At 72.5% G+C, this 20,248-nt stretch carries 18 protein-coding genes; 2 read left to right on the forward strand and 16 right to left on the reverse strand.

The window, feature by feature from the left end:
- Nucleotides 1-16: 16 nt before the first annotated feature.
- The 12 genes from ACQ143_RS04085 to hemE form a co-directional block, all read right to left on the reverse strand.
- Nucleotides 17-1,330: a GNAT family N-acetyltransferase gene (locus tag ACQ143_RS04085; protein WP_449569418.1), complete on the reverse strand. Its 1,314-nt coding sequence runs from the start codon at nt 1,328-1,330 to the stop codon at nt 17-19.
- Between the two features lie 55 nt (nt 1,331-1,385).
- The gene (locus ACQ143_RS04090; RefSeq protein ID WP_449569419.1) at nt 1,386-2,333 is read right to left on the reverse strand and encodes a 4-(cytidine 5'-diphospho)-2-C-methyl-D-erythritol kinase; all 948 of its coding nucleotides are present in this window, start codon (nt 2,331-2,333) and stop codon (nt 1,386-1,388) included.
- A complete protein-coding gene (locus ACQ143_RS04095) occupies nt 2,309-3,382 on the reverse strand; it encodes an aldo/keto reductase (RefSeq protein ID WP_449569420.1) in 1,074 nt (357 codons plus the stop codon). Before ACQ143_RS04095 ends, ACQ143_RS04090 begins: the two co-directional genes overlap by 25 nt.
- Nucleotides 3,383-3,427: 45 nt before the next feature.
- Nucleotides 3,428-4,276, reverse strand: a complete 849-nt coding sequence (gene rsmA / locus ACQ143_RS04100) for a 16S rRNA (adenine(1518)-N(6)/adenine(1519)-N(6))-dimethyltransferase RsmA (protein ID WP_449569421.1) — start codon at nt 4,274-4,276, stop codon at nt 3,428-3,430.
- Between the two features lie 768 nt (nt 4,277-5,044).
- The gene (gene hemL, locus ACQ143_RS04105) at nt 5,045-6,349 is read right to left on the reverse strand and encodes a glutamate-1-semialdehyde 2,1-aminomutase (protein ID WP_449569422.1); all 1,305 of its coding nucleotides are present in this window, start codon (nt 6,347-6,349) and stop codon (nt 5,045-5,047) included.
- Nucleotides 6,346-7,341 carry a porphobilinogen synthase gene (hemB, locus tag ACQ143_RS04110; RefSeq protein WP_449569423.1) on the reverse strand — a complete coding sequence of 332 codons (996 nt, stop codon included), beginning with the start codon at nt 7,339-7,341 and terminating at the stop codon, nt 6,346-6,348. The genes hemL and hemB overlap by 4 nt, the downstream gene beginning before the upstream one ends.
- Nucleotides 7,338-8,123, reverse strand: a complete 786-nt coding sequence (locus tag ACQ143_RS04115; RefSeq protein WP_449569424.1) for a uroporphyrinogen-III synthase — start codon at nt 8,121-8,123, stop codon at nt 7,338-7,340. The genes hemB and ACQ143_RS04115 overlap by 4 nt, the downstream gene beginning before the upstream one ends.
- Nucleotides 8,120-9,058 (reverse strand): hydroxymethylbilane synthase, encoded by a 939-nt coding sequence (gene hemC / locus ACQ143_RS04120; protein ID WP_449569425.1) that lies wholly within the window; start codon nt 9,056-9,058, stop codon nt 8,120-8,122. Before hemC ends, ACQ143_RS04115 begins: the two co-directional genes overlap by 4 nt.
- On the reverse strand, nt 9,055-10,281 hold the full coding sequence (locus ACQ143_RS04125; protein ID WP_449569426.1) for a ferrochelatase: 1,227 nt from the start codon (nt 10,279-10,281) through the stop codon (nt 9,055-9,057). The genes hemC and ACQ143_RS04125 overlap by 4 nt, the downstream gene beginning before the upstream one ends.
- Nucleotides 10,281-10,982, reverse strand: coding sequence for a hydrogen peroxide-dependent heme synthase (gene hemQ / locus ACQ143_RS04130; RefSeq protein ID WP_449569427.1), 702 nt, complete (start codon nt 10,980-10,982; stop codon nt 10,281-10,283). The genes ACQ143_RS04125 and hemQ overlap by 1 nt, the downstream gene beginning before the upstream one ends.
- Nucleotides 10,975-12,372: a protoporphyrinogen/coproporphyrinogen oxidase gene (locus ACQ143_RS04135; protein WP_449569428.1), complete on the reverse strand. Its 1,398-nt coding sequence runs from the start codon at nt 12,370-12,372 to the stop codon at nt 10,975-10,977. Before ACQ143_RS04135 ends, hemQ begins: the two co-directional genes overlap by 8 nt.
- Complete coding sequence (gene hemE, locus ACQ143_RS04140; protein ID WP_449569591.1) at nt 12,369-13,490, reverse strand: uroporphyrinogen decarboxylase; 1,122 nt, start codon at nt 13,488-13,490, stop codon at nt 12,369-12,371. Before hemE ends, ACQ143_RS04135 begins: the two co-directional genes overlap by 4 nt.
- A 58-nt stretch (nt 13,491-13,548) precedes the next feature.
- Here hemE and ACQ143_RS04145 point away from each other — a divergent pair, with 58 nt between their 5' ends.
- A complete protein-coding gene (locus tag ACQ143_RS04145; RefSeq protein WP_449569429.1) occupies nt 13,549-14,808 on the forward strand; it encodes a glutamyl-tRNA reductase in 1,260 nt (419 codons plus the stop codon).
- A complete protein-coding gene (locus ACQ143_RS04150) occupies nt 14,805-15,779 on the forward strand; it encodes a LacI family DNA-binding transcriptional regulator (RefSeq protein WP_449569430.1) in 975 nt (324 codons plus the stop codon). Before ACQ143_RS04145 ends, ACQ143_RS04150 begins: the two co-directional genes overlap by 4 nt.
- 12 nt (nt 15,780-15,791) lie before the next feature.
- Here the strand turns inward: ACQ143_RS04150 and ACQ143_RS04155 are convergent, their stop codons facing one another.
- The 4 genes from ACQ143_RS04155 to ACQ143_RS04170 all read right to left on the reverse strand — a co-directional run bounded on the left by ACQ143_RS04155 (nt 15,792) and on the right by ACQ143_RS04170 (nt 20,108).
- Nucleotides 15,792-16,673: a TatD family hydrolase gene (locus ACQ143_RS04155; protein ID WP_449569431.1), complete on the reverse strand. Its 882-nt coding sequence runs from the start codon at nt 16,671-16,673 to the stop codon at nt 15,792-15,794.
- A gap of 7 nt (nt 16,674-16,680) precedes the next feature.
- The gene (gene metG, locus ACQ143_RS04160; protein WP_449569432.1) at nt 16,681-18,240 is read right to left on the reverse strand and encodes a methionine--tRNA ligase; all 1,560 of its coding nucleotides are present in this window, start codon (nt 18,238-18,240) and stop codon (nt 16,681-16,683) included.
- On the reverse strand, nt 18,237-18,758 hold the full coding sequence (locus ACQ143_RS04165) for an ArsR/SmtB family transcription factor (protein ID WP_449569433.1): 522 nt from the start codon (nt 18,756-18,758) through the stop codon (nt 18,237-18,239). Before ACQ143_RS04165 ends, metG begins: the two co-directional genes overlap by 4 nt.
- Before the next feature lie 339 nt (nt 18,759-19,097).
- Nucleotides 19,098-20,108 (reverse strand): LacI family DNA-binding transcriptional regulator, encoded by a 1,011-nt coding sequence (locus ACQ143_RS04170; RefSeq protein ID WP_449569434.1) that lies wholly within the window; start codon nt 20,106-20,108, stop codon nt 19,098-19,100.
- Nucleotides 20,109-20,248: the final 140 nt, after the last annotated feature.

Genomic DNA, 20,248 nt, shown 5'->3' on the forward strand with positions numbered 1-20,248 from the left:
CTGCGCCCGGGCGGAGTCAGTACCAGTAGCTGAGGCGCGGGGGCACCGACCACGCGAACAGTCGCGCGACGCGCTCGGGATCGGCGGTGTGCACCCGTCCGGCGTGCGCGAGCGTCGCCGCCGACACCCCGCCCAGGACGATCGACGACAGTTCGGCCACGCCCAGCCGCACCACGAGGTCGTCGGGCTCGCCGTCGCCGGCGGACACCACTGCACCTCCGTCGGGGTCGGCGGTCAGCACGTGGCGTCCGCTGGTGAAGCCGAACGGGTCGTCGATCTCGAGCACGATGCGGTCGGCCCGGTCGTATCGGCGCGCGGTGAGGACTGCGGCCACGTCGAGGATGCGCAGGTAGTGGTGGTCGCGCACGGTGATCTTGGCTGCGCGCTGGTCGGCGATCATCCACCACAGTGGCTCGTCGGTCGACAGCTCGCTCGCCTCGATGGTGCCGATGAGGTCCATCGACAGCAGGAACCGCCACAGGCCCGCGTAGGCCTCGTCGGTCGCGGCGATGAGGGAGGCGACACGGAGGGTGGATGCCGCGTAGTCGTCGTGGTTCTCGTGCACCGTGTAGGTCACCAGACCGTCGATGTCGCCGGCCGGGGACCGGTACTGCAGGGCGCGCAGCTCGCCGGCCTTCTCGGCATCCGGACGCGTCCGTGTCTTGCGGTCGGCGTGGTCGTCGGAGAGGGCGATCTCGCCGGGGCGGTCGAGCCGCACGCGGGCGTGCAGCTGCGGCACGAGGGCGCGCGCCGCGTCCCGGCTGATGAAGTCGATGCGTCCGGGCGCGATCGGGCCGACCCACCCGGCGCGGCGCACGTCGAGCTTCCAGGACGTGGCGGGGGCGGCGGGGCCGAACCCGAACCGGCCGTAGATGCCGGACTCGCTCACGGTGAGCGCGGCGATCGGGACGCCGAGGGAGGCCGCGGTGCGCAGCTCGCCGCCCATGAGGCTGCGCAGCAGCCCCTGCCGGCGGTGGGTGGGCGCCACGGTCACCGCGCTGATCGCGCACGCCGGGACGGCCACGCGGCCGGGGAGGGTGAGGTCGGCCACCCAGGACGCGAAGGTCGCGACCGGGACCTCGGGCTCCGGCGTCTGCGGGTCGTGCACGCCGATCTTGCGGCGGTACGCGCCCCGCTCGAATGAGGTGTCGCGCTGCAGGTCGGTGGGTTCGGCGTCGAGGAATCCGCGGGCGACGGCGCGCTGCCAGCCGGTGAACTGGGTCAGGTCCGCGTCGTCCTCACGCCGCACGTCGAGGCCGCGCTGGGCCAGGGCGTCGAGCAGCTCCCGGTCGACGGGGGCGGTGTGGTGGCGGGCGGTGAGATCTGTCATGCGAGGCCTTCCGTGAGGGTGGGTGTCGCGGGCGGGGCGGGGATGCCGGTGGCGCTCACCCCAGGACGCGGGCGCCGGGGACGGGGCCGTGCACGGCGAGGGCGTCGTGACCGCGGGCGACCAGGGCGCCGGCGACCTCGGTGGCGTGTGCGGGATCGTCGGCGACGAACGCGACGGTGGGGCCCGAGCCGGAAACGAGGCCGCCGCGCGCACCCACGTCACTTCCGTCGGCGAGGACCACGGCCAGGTCGGGGCGCAGCGCCAGCGCGGCTGCCTGCAGGTCGTTGTGGACGACCTCGGCGAGAGCTCCGGCATCCCCCGAGCGCAGGGCCTGCAGCACCGCCGCGTCCACGCGGGGCGTGTCGCGCGCGGGGGCGATGTCGGCTGCGGCGCGCAGCGCGTCGAGGTGCCGGTAGACGGCGGGCGTCGACAGGCCGTCGTGGTGGGTGACCAGCACCCAGTCGATGCGGCCGCGGGCCAGGGCGGGGGTCAGCTCGTCTCCGCGGCCGGTGCCCACGGCGGTGCCGCCCAGCAGCGCGAACGGGACGTCGGCGCCCAACTCGGCGGCCAGTGCGTGCAGCTCGGAGCTCGACAGCGGCGCACCCCACAGCTCGTTGCAGGCCACGAGCGCCGCCGCGGCGTCGGCCGAGCCGCCGCCCATGCCACCGGCGACCGGGACACCCTTGTGGATGTCGAGGTGCACGCCGGTGTCGACCCCGGCAGCGCGGGCCACCAGCCGCGCGGCGCGCAGCGCGAGGTTCGTGTCGTCCAGCGGCACGCCGGTCACGTCGACGGCGCCGGTGACGCTGACGGTGAAGTCGTCGGCCGGTGTGGCCACGACGTCCTCGTACAGCGACACGGCCTGGTAGACCGAGGCGACCGGGTGGTAGCCGTCGGCCTGCACGTCGCCCACGTCGAAGAACACGTTGAGCTTGCCGGGGGCACGCACGTGCACCCGGTCGGCGATGTAGGCGAGGCTCACGCGTTCGTCGATTCGGCCCACAGGTCGACATCGATGCTGTCGCTGAGCGCATCGATGCGCTCGAGCTCCTCGGTGTCGAAGGCCGGGCCGTTCAGGGCTGCGACGTTCTCGTCGAGCTGCTCGGGCCGCGAGGCGCCGATGAGGGCCGAGGTGACCACCGGATCGCGCAGCACCCACTGGATCGCCATCTGCGCGAGCGTCTGGCCCCGTCGCTCGGCGATGAGGTTCAGGCTGCGGAGGGCCGCCAGGCCGTGGTCGCTGAGGCGCTCCTGCGGCAGCGAGGACCGTTTCTGGGCGCGCTGCGCGGTGCCGTCGCCGAGGTACTTGCCGGTGAGCAGCCCCTGCGCGAGCGGGGTGAAGGCGATGGCCCCCATGCCCTCCTGCCGGAGCACGCCGGTCAGGCCGTCCTCGACCCACCGGTTGAGGATCGAGTAGGCCGGCTGGTGGATCACGAGGGGCGTGCCGAGGCTGCGGGCGACGGCCTTGGCCGCGGCGGTGTGCTCGGCGCTGTAGGACGAGATGCCGACGTAGAGCGCCTTGCCCTGCCGGACGAGGGTGTCGAGTGCCCCGACGGTCTCCTCGATGGGGGTGACCGGGTCGTAGCGGTGCGAGTAGAAGATGTCGACGTAGTCGAGGTTCATGCGCTGCAGCGATTGCTCGGCGCTGGCCAGCAGGTACTTGCGCGAGCCCAGCGTGCCGTAGGGACCGGGCCACATGTCCCACCCGGCCTTCGACGAGATGATCAGCTCGTCGCGGTAGGGCGCGAAGTCCTCACGCATCATGCGGCCGAAGTTCGTCTCGGCCGACCCGTAGGGCGGGCCGTAGTTGTTCGCGAGGTCGAAGTGCGTGATGCCGCGGTCGAAGGCGTGGCGCAGCAGCGCACGCTGGTTGTCGAAGGGGATGTTGTCGCCGAAGTTCCACCACAGGCCGAGCGAGATCGGCGGCAGGTAGAGCCCGCTGTCACCGACCTGGCGGAACGAGGCGAGGTCGTACCGGGTGGATGCCGCCGTGTACGGCCGGTGGAGATCTCCCCCGCGGGTGGGCGGGAAGCGGTCTGCGCTGTCGGTCATCCCTCCAGGCTACCGACCGGTCCGCCCCGGTGGGAGACGGCGTCGTCAGCCGGCGGCGGCGCGCGCGATGGCCGTGAAATCGTCGATCGTGAGCTGCTCGCCGCGTGCGGTGGGGTCGACGCCGGCCGCTTCGAGGACGCTGCCGGCCTGCGCCGCCGAACCGCCCAGCACGCCGGACAGCGCCTGCCGCAGCATCTTGCGGCGCTGCTGGAAGGCGGCGTCGACGATGCGGAAGGTGCGGGCGCGTTCGTCGTCGTCGCCCCGGGGCTGCGGGTCGCGCGTGAAGGCGACCAGCACGCTGTCGACGTTGGGCACCGGCCAGAACACCTGGCGTGAGACGGTGCCGGTCAGCCACCAGGGGCCGTACCAGGCGGCCTTCACGCTGGGCGCGCCGTAGATCTTGGATCCCGGCGGGGCGGCCAGGCGTTCGCCGACTTCGGCCTGCACCATGACCACGCCGCGGGCGATCCCGGGGAAGGTCTCCATGAAGTGCAGCAGCACCGGCACGCTGACGTTGTAGGGCAGGTTGGCGACGAGGACGTTCGGGTCGCCGGGCAGCTCGGTGACGCGTAGCGCATCGGCGTCGACGACGGTGAGGGCGCCATCGGGCACTCCGTGGGTGCGGGCGGTGTCGGGCAGCCGTTCGGCGAGGCGGTGGTCGATCTCGACGGCGGTGACCGAGGCGCCGGTCTCGAGGATCGCGAGCGTCAGCGATCCGAGCCCCGGCCCGACCTCGACGACGTGGTCGGTCGCGGTGACCTTGGCCGCGTGCACGATCTTGCGGACGGTGTTCGCGTCGACGACGAAGTTCTGCCCGAGCCGCTTGGTCGGTGTGACGTCGAGTTCGGCGGCGAGTGCGCGGATCTCGGCGGCACCGAGCAGGGTCACGGACATGCGCTCCAGCCTACCGACGCCGCCCGTCGCCGCCGTTCGCGCCCCCGCATCGAGCGGCCTCCCTCACCCTCCGCCCAGCCCATGTGAGTTCCCACGCACACAGCCCGCCGTGACTCGCTCCCCGGCCCATGTGAGTTCCGGCGCACAGAGCCGCCGCGGTTCCGTTCCCCAGCTCATGTGAGTTCCCGCGCACACACCACCGCAGTCGCTTCGCCCGCGCATGTGAGTTCCGGCGCAGACGCCGCCGCGGCGGCTCATGCGCCAGTCCCTCGCCAGCGCATGTGAGTTCCGGATCACACAGCTCCGCCGCAGTTACCTTGCGAACCTATGTGAGTTCCCGCGCACACACCGCCACCGCAATTGCTTCGCCAGCGCATGTGAGCTCCGGCGCACAAGCCGCACCGCCACCGCGACTCCTACGCCAGCCCATGTGAGTCCCAGCTCACACAGTGCCGCCGCGATTCATTGCCCAGTTCATGGGAGTTCCCGCGCACACAGCGGCGCCGCGGTTCCGTTTCACAGCTCATGTGAGTACCCGCGCACACACTGCCGCAGTTGCTTCGCCGCGCATGTGAGTTCCGGGTCACACGACGTGTGTGAACGGGAACTCACATGGCTTCCAGAGAAGGACCCCGAGACCGAGAAGGAGCATGAGCAGAACCCCACGTCCGAGAACAAGCCGAGCAGCCCACATGCCAAACCCGAGCGGTACCCACCCGAGAAGGATCCGGGGCCGACCCGAAACCGCACGCACCGATCGGCCGGGGCTCAGCCCGCCGCGGCGCGCGCGGCCTGCGGGAGCGCCGAGATGATCCGGTCGAGGGCGGCGGCGTCGTGCGCGGCCGTGACGAACCATGCCTCGAACGCGGACGGCGGCAGGGAGACGCCCGCATCCAGCATTGCGTGGAAGAACCGTCCGTAGGCCGCGGTGTCCTGCCGCTGGGCCGTCGCGTAGTCGGGCACTCCCCCGGCGACATCGGCGCCCCAGAACACGCTGAACAGCGTCCCGGCCCACTGGACGACATGCGGCACCCCGGCAGCCGTCAGCGCCTCGGTGACGGCGGTCGCGACGGTGGTCGCCGCGGCGGTCAACCGTGCATAGACGTCCGCGTCAGCGTGGCGCAGCGTCGCCAGACCCGCCGCCACGGCCACGGGGTTCCCCGACAGCGTGCCGGCCTGGTAGACGGGGCCGGTGGGAGCGAGCAGATCCATGATGTCGGCGCGGCCCCCGACGGCGGCCACCGGCATCCCCCCGCCGATCACCTTGCCGAAGGTGACCAGGTCGGGCACGACGTCTTCACCGGCGGCCTGGAGCACGCCGGCGTAACCGGTGGCCGAGGCACGGAACCCGGTGAGCACCTCGTCGCTGATCAGCAGCGCCCCGTGGGCGCGGGCGATCTCGGCCAGGAACGAGGTGAACCCGGCCGCGGGCGGCACGACCCCCATGTTCGCGCCGGCGGCTTCGGTGATCACCGCCGCGATCCGGTCGGGATGGGCGGCGAAGACCTCGGTGAGCGCGTCGCGGTCGTTGTAGGGCACGACGAGGGTCTGCGCCGCGATGGCTGCGGGCACACCCGCCGAACCGGGCAGTGCGAACGTGGCCAGGCCCGAGCCGGCCTCGGCGAGCAGTCCGTCGGAGTGCCCGTGGTAGTGACCGGCGAACTTCACGAGCAGGTCGCGGCCGGTCGCGCCGCGGGCCAGCCGGATCGCGGTCATCGTCGCCTCGGTGCCGGTGGACACCAGACGCACCTTCTGTGCGGCGGGCACGCGGTCACGGATGACGCCCGCGAGTTCGGCCTCCGCCGGGTTGGGCGCGCCGAAGCCGAGCCCGCGGCCGGCCGCGGCGACGACGGCCTCGATCACGGCCGGGTGTGCGTGACCGAGTAGGGCCGGACCCCATCCGGCGACGAGGTCGACGTATTCGCGACCGTCGGCATCGACCAGATACGGGCCCTGGCCCGAGACGAAGAACCGGGGGGCGCCGCCCACCGACCCGTAGGCGCGCACCGGCGAGTCGACCCCGCCGGGGATGACCTCCAGCGCCCGGGCGAACAGGGCTTCGTTGCCGGTCATCCGAGATCCTTCCCCTCGCGCAGCCATGCGGCCGCCTCGAGCGCCCAGTACGTGAGGATGACCTCGGCGCCCGCGCGGCGGATCCCCAGCAGCGTCTCGCCGATCGCGCGGTCGCGGTCGATGAGACCCGCGGCGGCCGCGTGCTCGATGAGCGCGTACTCGCCGGACACCTGATACGCCCACACCGGCACCGCGGAGACGTCGACGACGCGGGCGAGCACGTCGAGGTATGGGCCGGCCGGCTTGACCATGACGACGTCGGCCCCCTCGGCGATGTCCGCCAAGGCCTCTTCGACGCCCTCCCGACCGTTCCCGGGGTCGAGCTGGTAGGTGCGCCGGTCGCCGGTGAGGGTCGATTCGACGGCGTCGCGGAACGGTCCGTAGAACGCGGACGCGTACTTCGCCGCATAGGCCAGGATCGCGACATGCGCGAATCCGGCGGCATCCAGGGCGGCACGCACGGCGGCGACCTGGCCGTCCATCATGCCGGACAGCCCCAGCACGTCAGCGCCGGCACGGGCCTGCGCGACGCCCATCTGCGCGTAGATCTCGAGCGTGGCGTCGTTGTCGACGGACCCGTCGGCGGCCAGCACGCCACAGTGCCCGTGGTCGGTGAACTCGTCCAGACACAGGTCGGACTGCACGGTGAGCCGCCCGGCGGCCGCTTCCCGCGCGACCGTGATGGCGCGGTTGAGGATGCCGTCGGGGTCGACGGCCCCGCTGCCGGTCGCGTCGCGGGTGGTCGGCACGCCGAAGAGCATGATGCCGCCCAGACCCGCCGCCGCAGCGGCCTCGACCACGCCGGGCAGCGCGTCGAGGGGATGCTGCGACACTCCCGGCATGCTCGCGATCGGCACCTCGGCGGTCGCGCCCTCCTTGACGAACACCGGCAGCACGAGGCGCGCCGATGTCAGCGAGGTCTCCGCGGCGAGGCGCCGCAGCGCCGGGGTCGCGCGCAGGCGGCGTAGACGTCGGGTGGGGAATGTGCTCATGCGGACTCCTCCGAAACGGTTCGGGCGGCGAGTTCGGCCAGCAGCGCGTCGACGCTCTGCGTCTGCGCGGTGTAGCCGACCGTGTAGCCCAGTCTGGTCGCATCGCGTGTGGTGCCGGGCCCGATCGAGGCGATGAGCACCCGATCGTGCAGCTGCGGCACCTGGCGCCGGAGCTCCCGCGCGACGCTCAGCGAGGTCAGCAGCACGACGTCGAACCGGCCGTCGCGCAGGGCGGCGGCCACGGTCGGGTCGAGGTCGATGCCGATCGTCCGGTAGGCGATGCACACGTCGACGTCGAAGCCCTGCAGTTCGAGTTCGTCGCTGATGACGGCCAGGGCGAGGTCGCTGCGCAGCACGAGGCAGCGTCCGGTGCGCTCCGGCGAGCGGTCGACGCACCACTGGGTGATCATGGTGGCCGCCGACGACGGGCCGACCGGCACGAACTCGACCTCGAACCCCGCGTCGGCCACGGCGCGGGCGGTGGCGCGTCCGACGGCGGCGATGCGGGTGGTGGCCGGCACATGGATGCCCTGTGCGACGAGCTGCTCGATGCTGGCCGCGCTGGTGACGAACAGCCAGGTGTACTCGCCGGCGGCCAGCGCCGCGAAGGCCCGGTCGCGCGCGGCGGTGTCCCGCGGCGGCGCCGAGGCGATCAGCGGCGCGACGACTCCCGTCGCCCCGTACCGCGTCAGTTCGGCGTGGACACGGTCGCCCCACGCCCCGCCGCGCGGGATGAGCACGCGCGCGCCGCGCAGGGCGCCACCGGCCAGGGCCCCTGTCATCGGGCGGCTCCGGGGAGGTCGGCAAGCTCGGCGGCACCGCCGTCGATCAGCTCGGCGACGACGTCCTCGGCCAGGGCCGCCGCGGCATCCGCTGCGGCGACCGCGGCGAAGTCGACGACGCGGTGCCCACGCACCCGCCGCGTTCCGTCGAGGGCGTACACCTCGGCCTCGAGCACGAGCGCGGCGCCGTCGCGGGCGGCGGCGATCGCGACCGGCGCGGCGCAGCCGGCTTCCAGGCGCCGCAGGACGGCGCGCTCCACGAGCGCACACGTCTCGGTCTCGGGATCGTTCGCGGCCTGCACGAGCGCGGCGATCTGGTCGTCGCCCTCCCGGATCTCCACGGCCAGGGCGCCCTGCGCGGCGGAGGTGGGCCCCTCGAACAGCTCGGTGATCACGCCTTCCAGTCCGATGCGGCGCAGCCCGGCCTCGGCCAGGACGATCGCGTCGAACTCGCCCGAGGCCACCTTCGACAGCCGGCTCTCGACGTTGCCGCGGATGCCGTCGACGACCAGGTCGGGCCGGCGGGCCAGCAGCTGGGCGACGCGGCGTGGCGAGCCGGTGCCCACGCGCGCGCCAGCGGGCAGCTCGGCCAGCGTCAGTCCGTCGCGGGCGCACAGCGCGTCACGGTGCGAAGCGCGCGGCGGGACCGCGGCGATCACCACGCCCGGCAGGGGCGTCGTGGGCAGGTCTTTCATCGAGTGCACGAGCAGGTCGCACTCGTCGCGCAGCAGCGCATCGCGGAGCGCGGACGCGAACACGCCGGTGCCGCCCAGCTGCGCGAGCGGGCCGGTCAGCACATCGCCGTCGGTGGTGATCTTGACCAGTTCGACCGGCACACCGGTGGCGGCCGTGATGGCGTCGGCGACGGTCTGCGACTGCGTGGTGGCCAGTCGGCTGGCGCGGGTGCCCAGCCGCAGCGGCGTGCGGGCGGTCACGGTGCGACTCCGGCCAGTGCGGGGCGGAAGCCCCGGCGGGTGTTCTCGCAGCATCCGGGCCGGCACACGTCGTATGCGGGGCAGAGGTCGGTCAGATGCGGGCGCTCGGCGGGCGGCATGCCGTGCAGGCGCTCCTCGACGAGGTCGGCCAGCCCGGCGACGAACGCGGGGTTCGCGCCGGGGGTCGCGGTGCGCACCGCGACCAGACCGAGCTCCTGCGCGGTCTCGATCGCTTCGGTGTCGAGGTCCCAGAGCACTTCCATATGATCGCTCACGAATCCCAGCGGCACGATGAGCACGGCGGTGCGCCGGCGCGCCGGGAGCTCGGCGAGTGCGTCGTTGATGTCGGGCTCGAGCCACGGCACCTGCGGCGGGCCCGACCGGCTCTGGAACACGAGCTGCCACGGGCACGGTCCGCCCAGTTCGGCCATGATGCGCTCGGCCACGGCGAGGTGCTCGGCCACATACGCGCCGCCCGGACCGTACCCGTCTTCAGGCGCGCCCGACCGGTCGGCGTCGACGTTCGGGATCGAGTGCGTCGAGAACAGGATCTCGACATCACGCGCGATGTCGATGCCCTGCGCGGTCAGCTGGGCGATGCCGTCGCGGATGCCGTCGATGAACGGCGTGACGAAGCCGGGGTGGTCGAAGAACGAGCGCACCTTGTCGATCTCGACCTTGCCGGACAGGCCCGTGGCCTGCACTGCGTCGGCGAGGTCCTCGCGGTACTGCCGGCACGACGAGTACGAGCTGTAGGCGCTCGTGGCGATGGTCAGGAACGTGCGGTGGCCGTCGTCGTAGGCCTGCTGCAGCGCCTGGTCGAGGTAGGGCGCCCAGTTGCGGTTGCCCCAGTACACCGGCAGCGTGTGTCCGCGGCCGTCGAGCTCGGCCTGCAGCGCGGCGCGCAGCAGCCGGTTCTGCTCGTTGATGGGCGACACGCCGCCGAAGTGGCGGTAGTGGTGCGCGACCTCTTCGAGCCGCTCGTCGGGGATGCCGCGGCCCGCGGTGACGTTGCGCAGGAACGGGATGACGTCGTCCTGCCCCTCGGGTCCGCCGAAGCCGAGCAGGATGACCGCGTCGTAGTCGACCGGCCCGGTCGCGAACGGTTCACCGGCCCGGGTGGCGGACGTGCCGGCGGGCACCACGGCGCCCTCGGCGACGAACGCGGGGCGGTCGGCGGCGGGCACCTTGGGCCGGCAAGCGGTGGTCGGCTGCGCGTCCATCAGCCCAGCACCTCCGCGAGTTCCGCGACCTCGATGCGCCGCCCGGTGTGGAACGGCACCTCCTCGCGCACGTGGCGACGCGCGTCGGTGGCGCGCAGGCCGCGCATGAGGTCGACGATGCTGACCAGGTTGTCGCTCTCCATGGGCAGCAGCCACTCGTAGTCGTTCAGCGCGAACGCCGAGATGGTGTTGGCGACGACGTCCGAGTACGTGGCCCCCTTGCGGCCGTGGGTGGCGAGCATGTGCGCGCGCTCCTCGTCGGGCAGCAGGTACCACTCGTGGCTCCGCACGAACGGGTACAGGCACAACCAGTCACGGGCGCGTTCGCCGCGCATGAATCCGGGGATGTGCCGCTTGTTGAACTCGGCCTCGCGGTGCACGCCCATGGCGCTCCAGATGCAGGTGAACTCGCGCAGCGCCTCGGTGCGTCGGAGGGTGCGCAGCGCCTTCTGCAGAGCGGCGGCGTCGTCGTCGCCGGGGGCCAGGTGCAGCCAGACCATGAGGTCGGCGTCGGCGCGCATACCGGTGACGTCGTAGAGCCCGCGGAGGGTGACTCCGGCGTCGGCCAGCGCCACGATCTCGTCCGACAGCGCGGTCAGCGCCTCGGGCGTCGGTGCGGCCGTCCGGGGACGCGGACCGGAAAGGATCGCGAACAGCGCGAAGCCGACGGGGTTGTCTTCGAGCGCGTTCTGGTCAGACATGGACTCTCCCTTGTGAGGCGGCGGATGAGGGGGCGGAGGTGAGCTCGCGGGCCAGGGCCCGGGCGTGCGGGACGATCGAGGCGAGGCCGGTGCCGGCGGCGGCTGCGCCGGCGAGGTGGATGCCGGTGCGCGCCAGCGCGGCGGCCTGCGGCGCGTCGACCGGCGGTGCCGCGACGGCGTCGGTCCAGATCCGGTCGACGACGTCGAGGACGTCGACGGTGTCGGCCGGGATGCCGGTGAGGCGGGCGATCTCGCCGGCGATCTCGGCGGGGGTGTCGAGCCCTGCCGCGTCGGCGTCGCGTGCGGACAGCCGGACGATGTGACGGCTCGCGCCGCCGGAGCGTGGGGCCGCGGCCGCCCACTCCCACTTCGCGGTCACGTGGGTCAGTGCCTTGGCGGCGCCGGGTACATCCGGGGCGACGATGACGCCGGTGCCGACCGGGTGACCGTCCAGCCCCGGGGCGTGCACGAGTGCCGCGATGACGCGCACCCGCGCGTGCGCGGCGACCGGCGCGGGATCGGCCGGTGCCAGCAGGGCGCGCGCGGCTGCGGTGCCGGTGGCCACGACGACACGGCGCGCCGCGATCTTGTCGCCGTCGGCGGTCGTGATGTGCACGAGGCCGTCGACCGCGTCGAGCGCGGCGACCACCACGCCGGTGCGCAGCACGGCCCCGTGCCGCACGGCGGCGGCATGGACGGCAGCCGGCAGCTGCCAGACGCCGCCGGTGATCCCGGCCACCGCCGACCCGGCGCGCTGACCGTCGGCGACGGAGGCGGCTGCGGCCAGCAGCGACCCGCCGGCGGTGAACGCGCGCCACAGGGCCGGGTTGAGCTGGGACAGGCGCACGGCCGAGGCCGGCCGCGAGTAGACGCTGCGGCACAGCGGGTCGACGAGGCGCCGCGCGAGCACCGCCCCGCAGCGCTCGGCGACGAGTTCGGCCAGCGACGGCTCCGGCCCGCGGGGCGCCGGCATCGACCGTTCGGCGGCGGCATGCTCGGCGGCCGCCGGCCCGATGATGCGCACGACGTCGTCCGCGAGCGGGTCGGCGGGGATGCCCAGCACGGTCCGCCGCGGCAGCGGTGCGATCTGCACGGCGCCCTCGCCCGGGGTGTCGAGGAAGGCGAGGTGGGCGCCGCCGGTGCCCGGCCGGGTCGCGCGCAGTTCGGGTGCGACGTCGGCGAGCAGCTCGGCGACCCCGGCGGTGCGGGTCGCGAACGACTCGGCGCCCACGTCGACGGACACACCGCCCAGCAGTGCCGGGCGCACCATGCCGCCGGTGCGGTCATCCGACTCGAGCAGCTCGACCGAAAGACCGGCTCGCGCGGCGTCGTGGGCGACGACCAGTCCCGCGATGCCGCCGCCGACGACGACCAGATCGCGTACGGTCACCGCGGCCGCCACTCGTGGACGGTGCGCACCACGGCGGTGAGGGCCTCGGGACCGGTCTCCATCGGCACACCGTGGCCGAGGTTGAACACGTGGGCGCGGGCGGCGCGGCCGGCTTCGAGCACCCGGTGCACGGCGGCGGTGCGCACCGGTTCGGGCGCGAACAGCAGCGCCGGGTCCAGGTTGCCCTGCACCGTGACGTCACGACCGGCACGGCGGTACGCCTCGTCGAGCGGCACCCGGTAGTCGACGCCGAGCGCGTCGACGTCGATCGAGGCCATGTCGGCGAGCACCTCGCCGGCGCCCACCCCGAAGTGCACCAGGGGGATGTGCGGCACGCTGTCGGGCACCGGCAGCGCGCGCACGTACTCCAGCGCCGCAGCCGAGGCGGGCAGCACCGTGGCGCGGTAGTCGTCCGGGGCGACGCCGCCGGCCCACGAGTCGAAGAGCTGCCCGGCGCTGGCACCGGCATCCACCTGCAGCGCGAGGAAGCGCCCGGTGACCTCGGCGAGCCACATGGTGAGGTCGCGCCAGGCGGCGGGGTCCTCGTGGATCATGCGGCGTGCAGCGAGGTGGTCGCGCGAGGGTCCGCCCTCGATGAGGTAGGCGGCCAGCGTGAACGGTGCTCCGGCGAAGCCGATCAGCGGCAGTGGCTCGCCGCGCTCGGCCGACAGCTCGGCGAGCATCTCGGTGGTGCGGGTCACCGCCTCGACGATGGGGCCGCCGCGCTCGGTGACCAGGGCCGGGTCGATGCGCACGGTGTCGGCGATCTCCCGGGCGGTGCGCAGCGGTCGGGCGAACACGGGGCCGCGACCGGCCACGATCTCGACGTCGATGTCCAGCAGCTTCAGCGGCACGATGATGTCGCTGAAGAAGATCGCGGCGTCGACGCCGTGGCGGCGGACCGGCTGCATCGTGATCTCGCTGGCCAGCGCCGGGTCGAGGCAGGCGTCGAGCATGCTGCCCTGCGCGCGCAGCGCCCGGTATTCGGGCAGCGAGCGGCCGGCCTGACGCATGAACCATACGGGGGTGACGTCGGGACGGTCGCCGAGCAGCGCCCGGACGAGGCGCGACGCGCTGGTGCCGTGGACGGAAAGGGGGTGAGTGGATGCCGGGATGATGACGCTCCTGGGATCGGTTAATCGTTATACTAGCCGGGATCTCTGGAGGTTCCGAACGGTGCTCGTCTGCCTGACCGCGCATCAGCGCACCACTCCGCTCGAGGCCCTCGAGCGGCTGTCCGTCATCGGCGACGACCTGGCCCCGCGGCTGCGCGATGCGCACGAATCGATCCGCGGCGCCGTCGTGCTGTCCACGTGCAATCGGTTCGAGGCGTACTTCGACCTGGCCGACGACCCGGAGCTGCCCTCCCCCATCCCCGCGATGGATGCCGCGATGGAGCAGCTGTCGGATCTGGTGGGCCTGCCCTATCGCGCGGTGCGCGACACCGTCGACTTCGCACACGGCAACCGCGTCGCCCATCACCTGTTCGCCGTGGCCTCCGGGCTGGACTCGGTCGCCGTCGGCGAGGAGGAGATCTCGGGCCAGGTGAGCCGGGCCCTCGCCGCCGCGCGCGACCGCGGGATGACGACCGCATCGCTGGAGCACCTGTTCCAGCGGGCCGCCGAGACCTCGCGCGCCGTGAAGAACGGGACCCAGCTCACCGAGTCCGGACGGTCGCTCGTGCGACTGGCCGTCGATCTGGTCTCCTCGCGGCTGACCTGGGCCACCGCCCGGGTGCTGCTGGTGGGCACCGGCCGCTACGCCGCCGCAGCGCTCGCAGCGCTGCGCACTGCGGGAGCCCAGGACATCCGGGTGCACTCCCGTTCCGGCCGGAAGCGCTTCGCGCAGCAGGAGCACCTCACCGTCGTCTCCGTCGACGACTACGCGACCGAGGCCGCTGTGGCCGATCTCATCGTCACGTGCACCACGGTGACGGATCGCTTCGTGCTCGACGCCGACGCGCACGCCGAGGCGCGCGGCACCCGCACCCAGCCGCAGATCATCATCGACTTGGGCATGCCCCGCAACGTCGACCCGCGCATCGGCGACTTCGACGGGGTCGAGCTGCTCGACCTCGACACGATCCGCGTGCACGCACCGGTCGACGAGACCGCCACGATCGGGCAGGCGCGCGAGATCGTCGCGGCGTCCGCCCGCCGTCATGCCGCCGCCCGCCGCGTGCACGAGGTGTCGGGAGAGGTCGTGCACCTGCGCCGCTTCGTGCAGCACCTGGTCGACGACGAGCTGACCCGCAACCGCCGCGCCGGGGCGCCGCCCGAGGTGGAGAGCGCCCTGCGGCACCTGTCGGGCGTGCTCGTGCACCATCTGATCGCCCAGGGACACCGCCTGGCCGCGAGCGGGGCCGGCACCGCGTGGGCCGACGCGGTGCGCACCGTGTTCCCCGACCTGCCCGCCGACTCCGACCCCGCGTCATGAGCCGGGTCACGCTGAAGGACATCGCCGAGCGCGCCGGCGTCTCGACGGCGGCGATCAGTCAGGCGCTCAACGACCGCGGCAACCTGCGGCCCGAGACGAGGGACCGTATCAAGGCCGTCGCGGCCGAGCTCGGCTATGTCCCCAACAAGGTCGCCACGGCCCTGCGCCGCGGCAGTGCGATGTCGATCGGGTTCGTGCTCTCCGAGGAACACGGCGACGAGTCGTCCCGCCGCTGGGCCGTGCAGCGGGCGCGCCAGCTCGACGCCCTCGTGCAGGTCGCGGCGGCGCACGGGTTCACCGTCACGGTGCTGCCGCAGTCGCGACCGGACCTCGTCGGCGGTGCACACGTCGACGTGCTGTACGTGCCCGACGGTCAGGGCAGCCACGAGGTGCTGCGCGCGGCCGCCGCACGCGGCATCCCGATCGTCGCCGACGACCTGTATGTCGACACCGCGCGCGGGGTGAGCATCCGCACCGGATACGACGCGGCCGTGCGCGCGGGCCTGGAGCTGCTGGCCGATGCGGGTGCCGAGCGCATCGCGTTCCTGGTCGATGAGGGCTCGCACCCCCGCGACGAGATCGGCACCACCGCATTCCAGACGTGGAGCACGGTGCGCGGGCGCACACCGCTGGTGGTCACCGTCGATGCCGCCCGGCGGACGCTGTCCCGCGTGGTGCGCGACGTGGTCGCCGACGGCGCCGATGCCATCTTCGCGTTCTGCGAGGACGGCCCCGACATCTACCTGCAGCTCGAGTCACGCGACCTGGTGATCCCGCGCGACGTGCAGCTGGTCGCCCTGTGCACGACCGAGTGCGCGCTCAACGACCGTCTGTCGGTCACCCACGTCTGCGTGCACCCCGAGCGTGCCGCCGACGCGCTGTTCTCCGCGCTGCCGCGGGTGGAGAACACCAACGGCCCCGTGGTCGTCGACCTGCCGTGGGAGCTCGTCAGGGGTTCGACGACGCGGTAGCCGGAGTCCGGGTCACTCGAACGACCCGTAGACCTCGCGCGTGTTGGCCGCCAGCTGTGCGCACAGCTCGTCGACGTCGATGCCGAGTTCGGCGGCCATGAACCGCACGGTCACCGGGATCAGGTACGGCGCGTTGGGCCGGCCGCGGTGCGGGGTCGGCGTGAGGAACGGCGCGTCGGTCTCGACAAGGATGCGCTCACGTGGCGTGACGGCCAGTGCGTCGCGGAGGTTCTGCGCGTTCTTGAAGGTGATGTTGCCGGCGAAGCTCAGCCAGTAGCCGCGCGTGGCGGTGTAGCGGGCCATCTCGGCGTCGCCGGAGAAGCAGTGGAACACGGTGCGCTCGGGCGCCCCGACCCGCTCCAGCGTCTCGAGCACGGCGTCGTGCGCGTCGCGGTCGTGGATCTGCATGGCGATGCCGTGCTTCTTCGCCAGCGCGATGTGCGCTTCGAAAGCTTCGAACTGGGCGGGGCGCCCGTCGTCGTCGGTGCGGAAGAAGTCGAGCCCGGTCTCCCCGATCGCGCGCACGCGCGGCTGTGCGGCCAGTTCGTCGATGACGGCGATGGCCTCATCGAGACGCCCTTCGGCCGCGTATGCGGGTGCCTCGTTCGGGTGGATCGCGACGGCTGCGAGCACGCGGGGGTGGGATGCCGCGGCGTCGGCCGACCAGCGACTCGACTCGATGTCGCCCCCGGCCTGCACGACGCCGATCACGCCGACCTCGGCCGCACGCTCGAGCTGCTCGTCGAGGGTGCGTGGCTCATCGCCGTCCGAGATCTCGAGGTGCGCGTGGTTGTCGTACACCGGCACAGCGAGCGGCTCCGGCGCCGCCGGCCACCGCACGTCGCGGCTGCCGTCGTTGTAGCGCTCGCGGATGTAGCCGCTGGGGTCGCTCATGCCGGGCCTACTGCTCGACGCGCGGGAACAGCGGCGCGAGCGTGTGCACGGTCGTCCGCGGGACGAGCTGCCCCCACCGCCCCGCGTCGCGGATCGGCTGGTCGACGAGCTGCCCGTCCTGCCCGAGCGCGTCCCACAGGGTGGCGGTCGCGGCGGGCATGATCGGCGAGAGCAGCACGGCGAGGGCACGCAGGCTCTCGGCGGCGGTGTACAGCACGGTGCCCAGGCGGGCGCGCTGCGCGTCCACCTTGGCCAGTGCCCACGGCTCGGTCTCGGTGATGTAGCCGTTCACCGCGTCGACAATCGTCCAGATCGCGTCGATGGCCTCGTCGGGCCGGAAGTCGGTCATGTGCCGGTCGGCCGCCGCTGCGGCGTCGGCCACGGTCTGCTGGATCTTCCGGTCGAGCTCGGTGTATTCGTCCGGCGTCGGAACGACGCCGTCGAAGTAGCGGCCGATCATCGCGACGGTGCGGGATGCCAGGTTGCCGAACCCGTTAGCCAGCTCGGCCTGGTAGCGCGCGGCGAGGTCCTCCCACGAGAAGGAGCCGTCCTGCCCGAAGGCGATGGCCGAGAGGAAGTAGAACCGGTAGGCGTCGGAGCCGAACACGTCGGTGATCTCGGTGGGCGCGATGCCGGTGAGCTTGGATTTCGACATCTTCTCGCCGCCCACCAGCAGCCAGCCGTGGGCGAACACACCGCGGGGCACGTCGAGCCCGGCCGCCATGAGCATCGCGGGCCAGATGACGGCGTGGAAGCGCAGGATGTCCTTGCCCACGACGTGGTAGGCCGGCCAGCGCCGCGCGAAGTTCTCCTCGTCCTGGCCGTAGCCGACGGCGGTCGCGTAGTTGAGCAGCGCGTCGACCCACACGTAGATGACGTGCGAGGTGTCCCACGGCAGCGGGATGCCCCAGTCGAACGTCGAGCGGGAGATGGAGAGATCCTTCAGGCCGCTGCGGACGAACGAGATGACCTCGTTGCGCGCCGAGGAGGGGCGCACGAAGTCGGGCTGGGTCTTGTAGAGCTCGAGCAGTCGGTCCTGGAACTCGCTGAGCTTGAAGAAGTAGTTCTTCTCCTGCAGCAGCTCGAGTGGCTTGGAGTGGATCGCGCAGACCTTGAGGCCTTCGAACGGCCCGGTGCCGTCGACGATCTCCGAGTCGGGCTTGAACTCCTCGCAGCCCACGCAGTACAGGGCTTCGTACTCGCCGGCGTAGATGTAGCCGGCGTCGTAGAGCCGCTGGAAGAACACCTGCACGCTCTTCTCGTGCCGCTCCTGCGTCGTGCGGATGAAGTCGTCATTGGCGACGTCGAGGGTCTCCAGCAGGGGGAACCAGGACTCGCTGACGAGCTTGTCCACCCATTCCTGCGGGGTGACGCCGTTGGCCGCGGCCGCGCGCAGCATCTTCTGGCCGTGCTCGTCGGTGCCGGTGAGCATCCAGGTGTCGTCCCCCGACTGCCGGTGCCAGCGCGCGAGCGCGTCGACGGCGACCGTCGTGTACCCGTGGCCGATGTGCGGAACGTCGGACGGGTAGTAGATCGGGGTCGTGATGTAGAAACTGCCGGTGGTCACCCGTCGATTCTAGGCTGGACCGGTTCGATGCCCGCCGCGTGTGACGCCGGCTCGTCGGGCCACGGGGGCAGGTACGTCGGGTAGACGGGGAACAGCCCGAGGTCGGGCTCGCTCGCGAAGTAGCGCTCGGTCTGCCGTCCGCGCATCCCCCGCCGTGACTTCCGCGCCGGCCCTCTCGTCTTCACCTGTGCGAGCCCGGCGAGCGGATCGTGGTCGCACCGGTTCTCGTGGTCGTAGCCGGCCGCGCCGGCCATCTTCTCGCGCAGTTCGGCCAGCGCCACGTCGATGCCGTCGAACGCGCTGCGCTTCAGGTAGTACCAGCGCCACTGCTGATCGCCCACGACACCGACGAAGTCGGCATCGCGCAGCACCCGGAGGTGTTTGGAGATGGCCGTGCGGCTGACGCGGAACTCGGCACCCACCGCGGCCGCAAGCTCGCCCGCCGTGTGCTCGCCGCTGGCCAGCACCTCGACGAGTCGCCGCCGCACCGGCTCTGCCATCACCTCGAATGGATCCATGCCGCGCACCCTACGGCGCACCTCCGACATCCCCGCCGCCGCAGCCACAACGGTGGCCACACGCGCCTTCCTCCCGAAAGAGCCATGTGAGTTCCACGTCACACACGATCTCGCTCACGCGAACGCTGCCACCCTCTCCTCCAGACACCATGTGACTTCCGCTGCACACAACGGCGGCCACAGACATCATGTGACTCCTCCGGACACCATGTGAGCCGGAAGTTACATGGACTGCGAGGAGACACCCTGCGGATTGGTCGAGCAGCCGCGGGCCGGTCGAGCCGCCCAGCGGGCCGGGCGTGGCACCCAGGGGACAGCCGAGCAGACCAACCGCGCGGATCAGGCGCTCTCGCGCACCACGAGCGCGGTGGGCAGGACGACCGAGTCCGGGCGCTCGCCGCGGATGACGTCCAGCAGCATGTCGACCATCAGTGTGCTGATCTGCGTCCAGGGCTGGCGCATCGTCGTCAGCGGCGGCTCGGTCGTCTCGGCCAGACCCGAGTCGTCGAATCCGGCGACGGCGACGTCCTCGGGCACGCGTTTGCCCGCGCGCCGCAACGCCGATACGGCGCCCGCGGCCATGACGTCAGAGGCCGCGAAGACGGCGTCGATGTCGGGGGCGCGCTCCAGCAGCGTCATCATCGCCGCGGCACCCGCCTCGCTCGAGTACACATCCTGCACGACCAGCTCGGGGTCGAACCGGTCGCCCATCTCGGCCCGGAACCCGACCAGCCGGTGCCGGCCGCCCGGCGTGTCGTTCGGCCCGGTGATCACGCCGATGCGGCGGTACCCGCGGCCGATGAGATAGCGGGTCATCTCCCGCGCCGACGCCTCCTCGTTCACCGAGACCGTCGGCACGGCCACCGGGTCACCCAGCGGGACACCCGTGCACACCGTCGGGACGCCGGCCGCGATGAGCGAAGCCAGAAGCGGGTTCGACTCGTGCGACGAGATGAGCAGCACGCCGTCGACGTGGCCCGCGCGCACATAGTTCTCCACGTTCGCCCGTTCCAGGGGCGTGTCGGCCACCAGCAGCACGAGCGTCATGCCGCGCTGTGCCAGTGCCTCGGTCGCCCCCCGCAGCAGCAGCGCGAACGTCGGGTCGTTGAACAGCAGATGCTGCGGCTCGGTCAGCAGGAACGCCACCGAGTTCGCGCGCCCGGTCGCCAGGCTCCGCGCCGCATGGCTGACCGTGTAACCGGTGGTCCGGATCGCCTCTTCCACAGCCGCCCGCGCCTCCGGCGACACCCAGTGCCCGCCGTTGATGACCCGCGACACGGTGCCGTGCGACACGCCGGCCACCGCGGCCACATCACGAATCGTCGGTCGTCGCGCGCTTGAGGGCCCCACGCGCCGACTCTATCGCGCAGCCGCAACCGGAGGCGGTAAGGCCCCACGGCACGACCTTCCTCGCTGTGACCGGTCACAGTTCGGTAACGGCGGCGGGCGCCGAACCGAAAGGCCGCCTAGACTGGGACACGACACTGGGA

It is taken from the genome of Microbacterium pollutisoli, from assembly GCF_053586795.1.